Raw genomic sequence first — 14039 nt, 5'->3', positions numbered from 1 at the left:
TGGCGGGGCACTGGTCGTCGCGGTGATGCTCGCGCTGGCCGCGGCGGTCCCGGCGCTGCGCCGCTACCGGGTCTGAGGGGCTGAGCGGGCAGTGCCCCAAAGGGGTGCGGGGAACTGCGCGACCAACCGCGACGGCGCAGCGGCCGAACGACGGCATATCGCGGCCCTCCCGGCGGAGCTCAAAGCGGGCCGCTCCGCCGCCGCATCGTGTACTGCTCCATCAGCTTGCCGCGGGTCGTCTCCAGGCGGCTGGCGAGGACCTCGGCGACCGTGCGCACCAGCGACAGCCCGAGCAGCGGGTCCTCCACGCACAGTGCGAGCACCGACGGTCCGTCGAACTCGTAGGCCCTTACGTTGCTGAAGGCCACCGCGCCGAAGTCCCACTCGTACGGCGGGAACAGCCAGGACCAGCCGAGCATGTCGCCCGCGCCGAGCGTGGCCACGGTGACCCGCTGCCGGGAGGTGACCTGCTGGTCCAGGTGGACCGCGCCCGAGCGGATCACCCAGAAGCGGTCGGCCGTGCCACCCGCCTCGAAGATCCGCGCGTCCTCCGGGAAGGAGACCTCCTCGGCCAGCTCCATCAGCCGCTCGCGCTGTGCCTGCGGGAGGGCGGTCAGCAGTTTTATCGCTTTGGTCATGGCGCGGGACTCCTCGCCGGCAGCGGTTCGGGTGTTTTCCCCAAGCCCATTTCAGCCGCTGCCGCCGTCCCGGGCACCTCGAAGGACGCGGACCGGTACCGGGAGGCCTGTCCGGAGACAGGAAAAAGCCCTGGCTGGACGGGGGAGCCAGCCAGGGCCGTATGCGGTGGTGAGAGAGGACGGTTCCGGTCGACTCCGTCACCACGTATGGATGAACGGTAAACCATCTGGAAGGGATTCGTGTAATCGGGACCAGGTCACGTGACCTGTTTCACTCCGGACTCGACCGCGGGCGCTCTGCCCGGGTCGACGATCTCCTCCAGCACGCGCAGCACCGCCTCGTACGCCCTCGCCCGGGCGGACGCCTCCCGCGCCCCGTCCGGATCGGTCGCCGCCAGACTCCCCGCCCGCTCCCACCAGGCCCGCTCCTGCTCGGCGGCGCAGTCCCTGGCCCGCCGGATGCGCCGCAGCAACTCGTCCGCGTCCACTACATCGGTCATACCGCCCGGGTACCCGGCCCGCGCGTGGTGATGGCCGTATCCCCCATGCCGTTCTCCCCGAGCGGTGTTTGCCGCCGGGGTGCACGGGCAGGCGGAAATGCGTGCTTCGGACCGGAGGCGCGCGCCCAGCGGGACAGTCCGGCTGCCTCGGGCCCTCTCCTGGCGGGGCCGGCGGCTCACCCGCGGCGAACCCTGACACCACCGTCCGGGCCAGGACCCGGAACCCCTGTTCCGGCCGTGCCCCGACACCACCGTTCAGGAGCGATTCCGCATGCTGACCGACATGTCGACAAGCCGCCCCGGCAGGTACGACACCGCCTCCGCCGCGCCCCTGCGGCGGACCCATGACGACGCCCCCGACACCATGGCCCTCTTCGCCCGGCTGGCCCACCTGGCGGACGGACCCGAGCGGGACGCCGTACGCGACGAACTGGTGACCGCGTGGCTGCCCATGGCCCACCGGATCGCCGGCCGTTTCCGCGACCGCGGGGAGTCCGTGGAGGACCTGCGTCAGGTGGCCGCGCTCGGGCTGGTCAAGGCCGTCGACCGGTTCGACCCGGCACGAGGGGCCTTCGAGAGCTACGCCGTGCCGACCATCACCGGCGAGGTCAAGCGGCACTTCCGGGACCGGATGTGGGCGCTGCGGGTGCCCCGCCGGGTCCAGGAGCTGCGCAACCGCGTACGCGTGGCCCGCCGCGAACTCACCCAGCGCCCCGGCACCCCCGAACCCACCGCCGCCGACATCGCCGCCCACACCGGCCTCACCGAGGAGGAGGTCGCCGCGGGCGTGGCGGCGCTGGAGAGCTTCAGCACCCTCTCGCTGGACGCCGAGCTGTCCATCGGCGACGACGGCTGCAGCCTCGCCGACACGCTCGGCGCGACGGACTCCTCCTACGACGTCGTCGTCGACCGCGAGGCCGCCAAAGAGGGTCTGCGCCGGCTGCCCGAGCGGGAGCGGGCCATCCTCTACATGCGCTTCTTCGAGGACATGACGCAAAGCCGCATCGCCGACCGGCTCGGCATCTCCCAGATGCACGTCTCCCGGCTCATCACCCGCAGCTGCGCCCGCGTACGCGACGAGGCACTGGGCCGGCGGCAGGGCGGCCGGACCAACGGGTGAGCCGCGTGGGGCACCGGTGCCGCAGCGGTGCGGCCCGTTCGCCGTACCGTCACTTCTTCGACGGCTGCCGCGCGATACCGAGCGGCCGGGCCAGACCCGGCACCGCCTCGTCCAGGCGCTGCAGATGCCGCAGCACCCGGTCGGTCACCCGGCCGTAGCGCGGGGTGCGCAGGGTGCCGGGCCCCAGCATTGACGCGATGCTGGGGCCGGTCTCGATCTGCTCCGCGGACCGGGGGTCCGCGACGTGTGCGGCGATCGCCTCGATGTTGTGCACGATCCGCCGGCCGGCACCGCGCAGCCGGGGATCCGCCGCGATCGAGGGGTGCGTGGCCAGCAGTTCGGCGGTGGCCGCGAGTGAACGCGCGTGGTAGGCGCAGGTCTCCAGCAGTGCCACGACGTACCGGGCGGTGTCCCGGCGGGAGCGCAGCGGGCTGATCGGGTGGGTGAGCGGCTGTGTCGCGGCGCGCAGATCGGCCAGCGCCTGGTCGAGGTCGCGCGCCTGGTCCACCAGGTCGGTCGGCGGTCCACCGCTCAGCTGGTCCACGGCGGCCCGGGTGACGTCCGCCAGCTTGTCGAGGACGTCCACGAGGAGGTCGTTGGTGCGCCGGTCGGTCCGGATCGGCAGCACCACGGCTGCCGCGATCACCCCGCACGCCGCGCCCAGGGCCGTCTCCTCCACGCGCAGCACCAGCACCGACGTGCTGTAGGTGTTGAGCAGTGTGTACAGCAGCCCCAGCATCGCCGTCACGAAGAACGACATCAGTGTGTAGGACAGGGGCGCGGTGTAGAACATCGCGAACACGCACAGCAGCACCAGCGCGAACGCCGTCCACGTGTGGTGTCCGACCAGCCCGGCGAGGGCGATGCCGGCCACCACGCCGAGGACCGTGCCGACCAGCCGCCGGTAGCCCTTGACCAGGATCTCGCCGGTCGAAGCGGTGTTGAGGAACACGATCCAGCAGGTCAGCACCGCCCAGTACCAGCGCTGGCCGGACAATTGCTCGCCGCCGAAGATGGCGAGCGACGAGCCGACCGCCACCTGCACCGCGGCCCGCGTGGTGGGCCGCCCGAGCCCGGTCGGCTCCGGCTCTGCGGGCTCGTCCTCCTCACTGCTCTCGATGGCCGCGTCCTCGGCGTCCAGCTCCTCGCGGGAACGGGCCGCCGCCGGAGTGTCGTCGGAGTCGTCCTGCGGCCCGTCCAGGGCGATGCGCAGCCCGAGCACGGCCCGCGCGGCCTCGCCGAGGCCCCGGAAGACGTCCTGCACGGCCGGGGAGGCCTTCGGCAGGTTCTCCTCCTCCCGGTAGCCGAGCAGCCGGTTGCGTACCTGCGCCAGCGCGGTCCCCGAGGCCTCGCTCACCGGTCGCAGCACGAGCAGGCGCAGCGCCTCGAGGTCCCGGCGCAGCGCGGCACTCGCCTCGTCCCGGACCGGCAGTTCGCCGCCCGGCGGGAGGGGAGCACCGGGCAGGTGCAGGGTGAGGGTGTCCGTCCGCTCGGCGCTGCGCGCGGTGAGCAGCAGCAGACCGAGCCGCTCGGCGGCGATCTCGGCGTCGGCGATCCGGCGCTGCAGCAGCCGTGCCGTCGCCTCGTCCAGGGCGCCGTCCTCCAGCCTGCCCTGGATCATCAGCGCAGCCTCGTGCAGCCGCGCGGTGCCGGTGCGCAGATGCTCCAGGACCTTCTCCGCGTCGTCGGGATTGTCGGGACCCGCGTCCAGCAGCTCGATCTGGGCGCCGATCAACTGCCCGAGCCGGGCCCGGAAGGCCCTGCGCAGCCGGTCCAGGGTGCCCGACGGGGTCTGCGGCAGCAGCACGAAGCGGGCGACGCCGCTGCACACGAACGCCACGGTGATCACGCCGTACAGGGCGGGCAGCGCGGACGGGGCCGCGTGCACGAACAGGGAGAGGAAGTAGATCTGGAAGCCGATCAGGCCCAGCGCGGTGCCGCGGTCGCCGAACCGGCGTCCGTAGACGGCGCAGAAGATGAGCACGACGAAGAACACGTCGCCCACCACGACCCACTGGTTCAGCAGCGTGCCCAGCGACACCGAGGCGAGCGCCACCGGCAGGCCCAGCGCGAGGGTCACGGCCTGCGGGGAGCGCTGCTTCTCCCGGACGGCGAAGGTCGCGACCATCGCCGTCATGGCCCCCGCGACCAACTGCGCTACGGGGACTTGCAGCAGGGCCAGCACGGCCAGGGCGAGGGCGATGGCGGTCACCGTGCGCAGGCCCGCGGTGAGCCTGAGCAACCCGGGATCGGACGCCGCGAGCCGGTCCCACATCCGTGCCCACCCCGACCGAACCGCTGCCCTCACGCCGCCGCGCTCTCTCCCGTGCCAGAACTTGATCTCCGACCCAGCATGGCACGCCGGCCGGGATCACCTGCCCCCGGCCGGCGTGTGCGCGACCAGCGCAGCGGCGTGCCCATGCCACAGGCCGTGCCCGGACTCGCGCCAGGCCACCGGTTCCCTGTGCTCGGACAACGGCGAGGAACGGATCAGCTCCGGCCGTTGCACGACCGGGCGGCCCACCTCAGGGGTGCTCGGCGGCCCCGCCCTCCACCCGGGCGCGTACCTGTTCCGGTGTCAGATAGGAGTCCGTGAACTCGAAGTCCTTCAGCCGGGCGGCCTTGCGCGCCTGGAAGCCGGTGCGGACGAAATCGTCGCCCGCGACCGCGTTCAGCAGCCAGTTGGTCATCACCCGGGTCTTGGCGACGTTGGTGCGCAGCGCCGACCAGTGATAGCCGCGGGCCACCGCCTGGGCGGGCACGCCGCGCAGTTCGATGCCCAGCGGCTTGGAGACGGCGTCCTTGCCGCCGAGGTCGACGACGAGGCCCAGATCCTTGTGGACGTACGGCAGAAGCGGCTGGTCCCGCAGCGTCGCGATGACGTTGTCCGCGACCTTCCTGCCCTGGCGCATGGCGTGCTGGGCCGTGGGCGGGCAGATCGCGCCCTCCTCGCCCTTGGCCTTGTCGGGCACCGCCGCCGAGTCGCCGAGTGCGAACACCCCGTCGTGACCCGGCAGGGTCATCTCGGTGGTGACCGCGAGCCGGCCGCGGACGGTCTCCGCGCCGAGCGTGGCGATCAGCGGGCTCGCGACCACGCCGGCCGTCCAGATCAAGGTGTGGGTCGGCACCGCCCGGCCGTCGGTGAAGGTGACCTCCTCGGCGCCCGCCTTGTCGATCGACACGCCCAGCGAGACCTCGATGCCGCGCCGGCGCAGGATCTCCTGCGCGCTGCGGCCGAGCTTGTCGCCCAGCTCCGGCATGAGCTTCGGCGCGATGTCGATCAGGTGCCACTTGATCAGGCCCGGGTCGAGGCGCGGATAGCGCTGGACGGCCGCGTGCGTGAGCCGTTGCAGACAGGCCGCGGTCTCGGTGCCCGCGTATCCGCCGCCGACCACCACGAACTGCAGCCGTGCGGCCCGCTCGGCCGGGTCGTCGCTGGCGTCGGCGAGGTCCAGCTGCGCGATGACGTGGTCGCGGACGTAGGCGGCCTCGGCCAGCGTCTTCATCCCGAAGGCGTGCTCGGTCAGCCCCGGGATGTCGAAGGTCCGGGTCACGCTGCCCGGCGCCAGCACGATGTAGTCGTACCGCTCGTTGACGATCTTGTCGGTGATGGTGCGGACGACGCAGACCTTGGACTTCAGGTCCACGCCGATCGCACCGCCCGGGATGATCCGGGTGCGGTACTTCTTGCTGCGGCGCAGCGAGACGGCGATCGACTGCGGCGTGAGCACACCGGAGGCGACCTGGGGCAGCAGCGGGAGATAGAGCTGGTAGGCGGAGGGCGTCACCAAGGTGACGTCGGCCTCGTCGGGGGCGAGTTTCCGCTCCAGGCGGCGCACGCACTCGACTCCGGCGAAGCCCGCGCCAATCACCAGGATCCTGGGTCGTATCACGGTGTCCATCCCTTTCTGCGGCTCAGGGCGGTATCGACTCGACGTCGTTCGTGTGCCCTGGACCGCTGCCACCACATCGATCCCACCGCGCCCCGAGCCGCTGCGCCGGCCGGGTGCGGCAGGCAGAGGAACGCGTGGGCACCAGCATGCCCCCGCAGCGGCCGGAGTAACACGATCTCGCACAGAAAGATCAGGCGCCGGTCACCAGGGCAGGAACACATGGATGTCCTTGCCGTGGTCGTCGACGACGACGCTGACCTGACTGCACAGCGTGTGCACGAGATGCCAGCCGATGCCGCCCCCGCCCGCACTCGGATGGAAGGGCCGCGGCTCGGGCCGGGCCGTGCTGGTGTCGTGCATCGTCACGTGCACCCCGTCGAAGGTGCGGCGCAGCCGCAGGGCGAAGGGCCCGGGGGCGTACTGGATGGCGTTGGCGGCCAGTTCCGTGACGACCAGCAGGATGTCGTCCCAGTACTCCGGTGTGCCGGGCGGGGCGTCCCGGGCGAGGGCGCACAGGAAGTCCTCCGCGGCGAGCCGCGCACCCGTCACGTTGCGCAGCTCACCCGGGAAGAAGAACGACCGCTCGTACCTCTCCTCCGAGGGCGGTGTGTCGTCCCAACGCGGCTCCGTCGCCATCTCGCATTCTCCGGCCCCGTCCGGTCGGGGGGCCGGCGCGGCCCCTTGCGACCAGGGCGGTCGTCGTTGCTGATCACTCCACTGCTGCGGGTTCCCCAAGCCGGGCCGGGTATCCGTCCGACCCGGCCGCCGGGCACCGCACCGGCTCCTCGTGCCGGGAGCACGCCCACTCCCGGTGCGGTACGCGCACCTCCTAGCGGAAGACGTCGTCCGGCTCGTCCCAGTCGTCCGGCTCCTGCGGGCCCGGCCGCCGCACCGCGCGGGAACGGGCTTCGTACATCGCGTCGATCTCGGCGGCATGGTGCCGCGCAATGGCGTCCCGGCGCAGCTTCATGGACGGCGTCAGCAGTCCGTTGTCCGGGGCGAACGGCTCGTGCAGGACACGGTAGACCCTGATGGACTCCGCGCGGGACACCGCGCTGTTGGCCGAGGCGACGGCCCGCGCGATCTCCTCCCTGAGCGCGTTCTCCTCGCGGGCCTCGCGGCCCGGTGACTCGCCCTGCAACGCCAGGGCGGCCCGCCAGTGCGCGAGGAACTCCGGGTCCAGCGTGATCAGCGCCCCCACGCAGGGCCGGTCGTCGCCGACGACCACCGCCTGGTGCACCAGCGGATGCATCCGCAGCCGCTGCTCCAGCGGGGCCGGGGCCACGCTCTTGCCGCCGCTCGTGACGATGACGTCCTTCTTGCGGCCGGTGATGGTCAGATAGCCCTCGGCGTCCGTCCGCCCGATGTCCCCGGTGGCCAGCCAGCCGCCCCGCAGCGCGGCCCGGGTGCGCGCCTCGTCGCCGATGTAGCCCTGGAACACCGACGAGCCGCGCACCAGGATCTCCCCGTCGTCGGCCACCTGGACCTCGGTACCGGGCAGCGGCCGGCCCACGGTCCCGGACTTCTCCCTGCCCAGCGGCTGCATGGTGATCCCGCCGGAGGTCTCCGTCAGCCCGTAACCGTCGTGCAGATACAGCCCGATGCCCTCGTAGAACAGGGACAGTTCCCGGCTGAGCGACGAGCCGCCCGAGGTGCCCCGTACGACGCGCCCGCCGAGCGCGGCCCGCAGCTTGCGGTACACCGTCCGCTCGTACAGGGAGTGTTGCAGCCGCAGATCGAACCCGGGCCCCGGCCCGAGGCCCAGCCGCCGGCGCTCCTCGGCCTCGGCGAAGTCCCGCGCGGTCTGCGCGGCCCGCTCGAACAGCGCGCCCCGGCCCGTCTGCTGGGCGGTCCGCAGGAACGTCTTGTACAGCTTCTCGAACACCGACGGCACGCCGTACAGGTACGTCGGCCGGAAGGTGCGCAGCGCCGACGCGAGGGCCGCCTCCGTCATCTCCGGCTCGTGGGCCATCAGTACCCCGCCGCGCAGGCACATCACCTGGATCATGAGCCCGTACACATGGGAGAAGGGCAGGAAGGCGAGCACGGACGGCTGTTCGCCCGGGGGAGCCGCGGTGTGTCCCCAGCCGGCGAGCAGGATGTCGCACGGGTAGGCCAGGCCGCGGTGGCTCAGTGCGCAGCCCACCGGACGGCCCTCGGTGCCCGAGGTGTAGGCGATGGCCGCCGTCGCGTCCGGCAGCACGATCCGGCGCAGCGACTCCACCGTGGTCAGCGGGATGACCGCACCCTGCTCGGCCAGCAGGGGCAGCGCGCCCGCATCCAGCTGCCAGACGTGCTTGAGCCGCGGCAGCCCCGTGCACACCGTGCCCACGGTCATGACGCCCTGCTCGTCCTCCACCACCACGGCCACACAGCCGGCGTCCCGCAGGATCCACTCCACCTGGTCCCGCGACGACGACGGATGGACCGGGACGACCTCCGCGCCGACGGTCCACAGCGCGTGGGCGAACACCGTCCACTCGTAGCGGGTCCGGGCCATGAGGGCCACCCGGTGGCCCGGCGAGACCCCCGCGGCGATCAGGCCCTTGGCCAGGTCGACCACCTCGTCCCGCAGCTCGACCGCCGTCACCTCCTGCCACCGGCCGGGCTCCGCATCCGTACGGCGCGCGAGGAGGGGCAGCATCGGATTGCGGTCCGCGGTCTCGAAGACACGGTCGGCGAGCCCGCCGGTCAGCGGCGGTACGGCAGGTGGAGCGAGGGCGACGTCGCGCATGCGCTGCTCCCGGAATGTACGGAGGGTGACTCCGCCGGTCGGCTCTGTGCCCGGCGGTGCTCGAATGTAGCCCAGGGAAGCGGTTTCAGTGCCGGGAACAGGCAAGTCGTGATCGGCTGATGATCTGCGCGTGTCCGGGGGAACCTCTGAGCACCTGCGTCACGTGGCCCCGGCCCGTCCGGACCGCCCCTCAGTCCTGGGTGCGGCGCACACATTCGGTGATGACGTCCCGCAGGCTGCCCGTGCGCTCCAGGAGCAGACGCTGCTCACGGGCGCCGTTGCCCCGGCGCAGCAGCTCGGCGACGGTCTCCTCGACCACGGCCGCGTCCCCGCTGAGGGCGACTGCCTCTCCGGTGTGCTCCAGCAGCGAGCGCAGCACTTGAGCAGCGGGCCGCGGCCGCATGGTCGCGGGGTCGAGGAGGTCCTGGTCCAGGCCGAAGCGGGCGGCATGCCAGGCGGCCAGCCTGAGCAGGCTCACGCTGTGGTCGAACGGCGGCCGGCCGGCCCGCCAGTCGCGTGCGGCCGTCTCCACCAGGGCACGGGCCAGCGTGGCGATGAGGACGGTGGTCTCCGCCCGCAGGCATACGTCCGCCACCCGGATCTCCACGGTCGGGTATTTCGTGGACAGGCGAGCGTCCAGGTACACCATCCCCTTGTCGAGGATGACCCCGCTGGCCACCATGTCCGTCACCCGTCGGTGGTACCGCTCGGCCGAGCCGAACAGCTCGGTCGGCCCCGCCGACGGGCAGCGCGCCCACAGCCGGCTGCGGAAGCTGACGTAGCCGGTGTCCTGGCCCTGCCAGAACGGCGAGTTGGCGCTGAGCGCGCGAAGTACCGGAAGCCACGGCCCGATCCGGTCGAGGACGGCCACGCCCTCCTCGTCGGACTCCACCGACACATGCACATGGCAGCCGCAGACGAACTGGTCCTGGATGGCGATGCCGAACTGCTCGGCCATCCACGCGTAGCGCTCGTGCGCGCTCAGCGAGAGCGGGACCGGCAGCGGGCACGTGGCCAGGGCGGCGACCGCGCAGCCGATCTCCCCGGCGAGCCGGGCCGCCTCCTTGCGGCAGCGCACGATCTCGGCGCCGAGCTCGGCCATGTCCCCCTGCGGATGCGTGGCGAACTCCAGCATCTGCCCGAACAGCTCCTTCTGGAACACGTCCTGTCCGGGATCGTCCTGAGCGGCCCGGGCGAGGACGGCGGCCGACACGGCCTTCGGCTCGCCGCTGTCCGGGTCGACCAGAAGGAGTTCCTCCTCCACTCCGACAGTGCGCACGTGGGCCGCCCTTCTGTTCATCTGACGAGGAGCAGTCGTAGGTCTGTACGACCCTGCCTGCCCCTTGGAGAGGGCCGCCGACACCTGTGGGGTCAGCCCACGGGCGTCAACCAGACAGTGGCGAGCGGGGGCAGCGTGAGCCGGAGGAACCCGCCCTCGGGCTCAAGTGCCCCCGGGGCGCCGACACCGACACCGCTGCCGCCGTAGACCGCATCGTCCGTGTTCAGCGCCTCCTGCCAGGCGGTAATCCCTTCGGGTACCCACAGGCGGTAGCCGTCACGCACGACGGGGGAGAAGTTCGACACCGCCAGCAAGGGGGAGCCCCCGGCGGCGAACCGCAGAAACGCGAACACGTTGTCGTCCGCCGCGTCACACAGCACCCACCGGAAACCGCCCGGATCGGTGTCCCGCTGCCACAGCGCCGGGGTGGCCCGGTACCGCGTGTTCAGGTCCCGGACCAGGTTCTGTACGCCCCGGTGGTCGCCCGCGGAGCAGTAGTCCGCATCCAGCAGCCACCACTCGGGACCGTGCGCCTCGGACCACTCCGCACCCTGGGCGAACTCCTGCCCCATGAACAGCAGTTGCTTGCCGGGATGGGCCCACATGAAGCCGAGGTAGGCGCGATGATCGGCACGCCGCTGCCACCAGTCGCCCGGCATCTTCGACACCAGGGCCTGCTTGCCGTGCACGACCTCGTCGTGGGAGATCGGCAGGACGTAGTTCTCGCTGTAGGCGTACACCATCGAGAAGGTCATCTCGTTGTGGTGGTACTTGCGGTGCACCGGCTCGTGCTGGATGTACTGGAGCGAGTCGTGCATCCAGCCCATGTTCCACTTCAGCCCGAAGCCGAGTCCGCCGCTGTCCGTCGGCCGGGTCACCCCGTCCCAGGCGGTGGACTCCTCGGCGATGGTCACCACGCCCGGGCAGCGCCGGTAGACGGTGGCGTTCATCTCCTGCAGGAAGGCCACCGCGTCCAGGTCCTCCCGGCCGCCGAAGACGTTCGGCGTCCACTGCCCGGAGTCCCGCGAGTAGTCGAGGTAGAGCATGGAGGCGACGGCGTCCACGCGCAGGCCGTCGATGTGGAACTCCTCGCACCAGTACACGGCGTTGGCGACGAGGAAGTTGCGCACCTCGATGCGTCCGAAGTCGAACTCGTAGGTGCCCCAGTCGGGATGCTCGGCCCGCCGGTCGTCCCCCGGTTCGTACAGCGGGTCCCCGTCGAACCGGGCCAGCGCCCAGTCGTCCTTGGGGAAGTGGGCCGGCACCCAGTCCATGATCACGCCGATGCCGGCCCGGTGCAGCGCGTCGACCAGGTACTTGAAGTCGTCGGGGGAGCCGAGGCGGGGCGTGGGCGCGTAGTAGGAGGTGACCTGGTAGCCCCAGGAGCCACTGAAGGGATGCCCGGCGACCGGCATCAGCTCGACGTGTGTGAAGCCCATCTCCTTGACATAGGCGGGGAGTTCGTCCGCCAGCTGGCGGTAGCTCAGGCCGGGCCGCCAGGAGGGCAGATGGACCTCGTACACGGAGAACGGAGCCTCGTGGACGGGAGTGTCGCCCCGGTGGGCCATCCACTCCGCATCCTCCCACTCGTACCGCGAGACCGCGACGACGGAGGCGGTCGCGGGCGGTACCTCCGTGCGGCGGGCCATCGGATCCGCCTTCAGGAACCGGCCGCCGTGGCGGGAGGTGATCTCGAACTTGTACCGGGCGCCCTCGCCGATGCCCGGCAGGAACAGCTCCCACACACCGGACGCGCCGAGCGACCGCATCGGGTACTGCGTGCCGTCCCAGTACGTGAAGTCACCGGCGACACGCACCCCTTGGGCGTTCGGCGCCCACACGGTGAACCGGGTGCCCGCCACTCCCTGATGGGTCAGGGGCTCGGCGCCCAGCGCCCGCCACAACTGCTCGTGCCGGCCCTCGCGGATCAGATGGAGGTCGAACTCGCCGAGGGCGGGCAGGAAGCGGTACGGGTCCTCCACCTCCTGCTCGGCGTCGTCGTAGGCCACCAGCAGCGTGTACGACGGGATCCGCGGGTACGGCAGCACCGCGGCGAAGAACCCACCGCCCTCCGAGACCAGGGCGTCCCGCTTGCCGTCCACCACGACGCTCACCGCGCGGGCGTTCGGGCGCAGCGCCCGGAACAGGATGCCGCCCGGTACCGGATGGGCGCCCAGCAGGGCGTGCGGATCGTGGTGGGCGCCGCCGAGCAGGCGGTCGCGCTCGCCCCGGTCGAGCGGGCGGACCGCGGGCGGAACGGGTCTCGCGGACTCGGGAAGTGCGGTGTCGCGCAGTGCCATGACGTCAGCCTCCCCACACGGCGAGCCGCTTGATCGCGGCCATCGGAACCGGCAGCCAGTCCGGACGGTGTCTCGCCTCGTACAGCACCTCGTACACCGCCCTGTCCGTCTCGTGCGCGCGCAGCAGCGCGTGCTTCTTGCGCGGGTCCCACCCGGCGCGGGCCGCGTAGCCCGCGCAGAACGCCTCCCGGCACCGGCGGGCCCACTCGGGCCGCCAGGGGCGGCGCTGCCGGGCCGCGTAGTCGAAGGAGCGCAGCATCCCGGCCACGTCCCGCACCGGGGACTGCGCGGCCCGCCGCTCGGCGAGCGGGCGGGACGGCTCGCCCTCGAAGTCGATGACGAACCAGTCGCGCCCGGCCTGCAGCACCTGCCCGAGGTGCAGGTCGCCGTGGATGCGCTGGGCGGGCGGCCCGGTGTCGCAGGTGGCCAGCGCACCGAACGCGGCGCGCAGGCCCGGGACGAAGGGCAGCAGCGCGGGCACGGCGTGCGTGGCGGCGTCCAGCCGCGCGCACATCGCCTGAGCCGTATGCCCGTTCTCGCCCGGTCCGGCCGGCGGGAAGGCCTCGGCCAGCGCCAGGTGCACCTCGGCCATGGTCCGGCCCAGCTCCCGGGCCTCGGCAGTGAAGTCGTCGCCCGCGGCGAGCGCCCGCAGCGCCAGCGTCCAGCCGTCGGTGGCGTCGGGCAGGAACGGCTGCAGGACACCCAGTGTGGCCGGGCTCGGGGCGCTCGTGCTGAACCAGGCGACCGGCGCCGGCACCCGGGTGCACCCCTGTGCGGCCAGCGAGCCCGGCACCTCCAGGTCGGGGTTGACGCCCGGCTGGATGCGGCGGAAGACCTTCAGGATGTACGCGTCACCGTAGACGATCGACGAGTTGGACTGCTCGGCGTCCAGCAGCCGGGGCGGGAGTCCGCCGGGCAGGTGGAGGGCCGGGGTCGTCTCGAAGCGCAGCGGACCCGATGTGCCGGGCTGCCGCAGCCGTTCCAGAAGCAGATGGGCCGAGCGCGGTTCCTGCAGGGCGTCGTACACGGCGAGACCGGCGAACGGACCCTCCGCGACACGGCCGATGTACGCCCGTTCCAGCCGCGGTGCGAGGTGCTCGCGCAGGCCCAGGAGCAGTTGATAGCAGTCGCCGGGCGGGGGCGTGCCGCCGGGAGTGGGCACCGGCGCGTGTGAGGCGTGGACCAGCAGGTGCAGACACCCCGGGAACAGCTCGGTCATCGACAGCACCGACAGATCGGTGACGGGCCGGTCCTTGCCCGCGAACCAGCGCTGCTTCGGCAGCCAGGTGCGCAGCAGCCCGCCCAGCGAGGCCGCCGGCCGGTCGGCGCCGGCCTCGCTTCTCGGCCGGGGCGTGATGGTCTTCGGCATGGTGACGCGTCCTTTCCTCGGCGCCTGGTGCTCAGCGGCGGCGGCCGATGCGGGATGCGACTCGGGTGAGCCGGAACCAGTAGAAGCCGTGGCCCGCGAGGGTCAGCAGGTAGGGCAGTTCACCGATGGCCGGGAAACGCACACCGCCGATCAGCTCGACGGGGTGCCGCCCGTCGTAGACCTGCAGATCGAGTTCGGTGGGTTGA

At 72.2% G+C, this 14039-nt stretch carries 12 protein-coding genes; 1 reads left to right on the top strand and 11 read right to left on the bottom strand.

Annotation, left to right across the window (positions count from 1 at the left end):
- Positions 1-179 precede the first annotated feature (179 nt).
- Both AQI88_RS15100 and AQI88_RS15095 read right to left on the bottom strand, forming a co-directional pair.
- Positions 180-638 (bottom strand): cyclic nucleotide-binding domain-containing protein, encoded by a 459-nt coding sequence (locus AQI88_RS15100; RefSeq protein WP_066998220.1) that lies wholly within the window; start codon positions 636-638, stop codon positions 180-182.
- Positions 639-895: 257 nt separating this feature from the next.
- The gene (locus AQI88_RS15095; RefSeq protein ID WP_066998216.1) at positions 896-1138 is read right to left on the bottom strand and encodes a hypothetical protein; all 243 of its coding nucleotides are present in this window, start codon (positions 1136-1138) and stop codon (positions 896-898) included.
- Positions 1139-1409: 271 nt separating this feature from the next.
- Here AQI88_RS15095 and AQI88_RS15090 point away from each other — a divergent pair, with 271 nt between their 5' ends.
- Positions 1410-2258: a SigB/SigF/SigG family RNA polymerase sigma factor gene (locus tag AQI88_RS15090; RefSeq protein ID WP_066998213.1), complete on the top strand. Its 849-nt coding sequence runs from the start codon at positions 1410-1412 to the stop codon at positions 2256-2258.
- A 49-nt stretch (positions 2259-2307) separates the two neighbouring features.
- Here AQI88_RS15090 and AQI88_RS15085 read toward each other — a convergent pair whose 3' ends face one another.
- The 9 genes from AQI88_RS15085 to AQI88_RS43070 all read right to left on the bottom strand — a co-directional run.
- Positions 2308-4533, bottom strand: coding sequence for an FUSC family protein (locus tag AQI88_RS15085; protein WP_066998211.1), 2226 nt, complete (start codon positions 4531-4533; stop codon positions 2308-2310).
- A gap of 96 nt (positions 4534-4629) precedes the next feature.
- Positions 4630-4767, bottom strand: coding sequence for a DUF4287 domain-containing protein (locus AQI88_RS43075; protein ID WP_425264573.1), 138 nt, complete (start codon positions 4765-4767; stop codon positions 4630-4632).
- A gap of 16 nt (positions 4768-4783) precedes the next feature.
- The gene (locus AQI88_RS15080) at positions 4784-6160 is read right to left on the bottom strand and encodes an NAD(P)/FAD-dependent oxidoreductase (RefSeq protein WP_066998209.1); all 1377 of its coding nucleotides are present in this window, start codon (positions 6158-6160) and stop codon (positions 4784-4786) included.
- Positions 6161-6352: 192 nt separating this feature from the next.
- Positions 6353-6787 (bottom strand): ATP-binding protein, encoded by a 435-nt coding sequence (locus AQI88_RS15075; RefSeq protein ID WP_066998208.1) that lies wholly within the window; start codon positions 6785-6787, stop codon positions 6353-6355.
- Positions 6788-6980: 193 nt separating this feature from the next.
- Positions 6981-8885, bottom strand: a complete 1905-nt coding sequence (locus tag AQI88_RS15070; protein WP_066998206.1) for an AMP-dependent synthetase/ligase — start codon at positions 8883-8885, stop codon at positions 6981-6983.
- A 190-nt stretch (positions 8886-9075) separates the two neighbouring features.
- Complete coding sequence (locus tag AQI88_RS15065) at positions 9076-10164, bottom strand: glutamate--cysteine ligase 2 (RefSeq protein WP_066998204.1); 1089 nt, start codon at positions 10162-10164, stop codon at positions 9076-9078.
- Between the two features lie 92 nt (positions 10165-10256).
- On the bottom strand, positions 10257-12464 hold the full coding sequence (gene glgB, locus AQI88_RS15060; protein WP_066998202.1) for a 1,4-alpha-glucan branching enzyme: 2208 nt from the start codon (positions 12462-12464) through the stop codon (positions 10257-10259).
- A gap of 4 nt (positions 12465-12468) precedes the next feature.
- On the bottom strand, positions 12469-13833 hold the full coding sequence (locus AQI88_RS15055; RefSeq protein ID WP_066998200.1) for a maltokinase N-terminal cap-like domain-containing protein: 1365 nt from the start codon (positions 13831-13833) through the stop codon (positions 12469-12471).
- Between the two features lie 31 nt (positions 13834-13864).
- Positions 13865-14039, bottom strand: a 175-nt coding sequence (locus AQI88_RS43070; protein ID WP_208615806.1) for an alpha-glucosidase C-terminal domain-containing protein, incomplete at its 5' end; no start/stop codon positions are given.

The organism is Streptomyces cellostaticus (assembly GCF_001513965.1).
GTDB classification, from domain to species: domain Bacteria; phylum Actinomycetota; class Actinomycetes; order Streptomycetales; family Streptomycetaceae; genus Streptomyces; species Streptomyces cellostaticus.
Note: the sequence above shows the minus strand (reverse complement) of the source record. Positions and strands in the feature narration are given on the sequence as shown.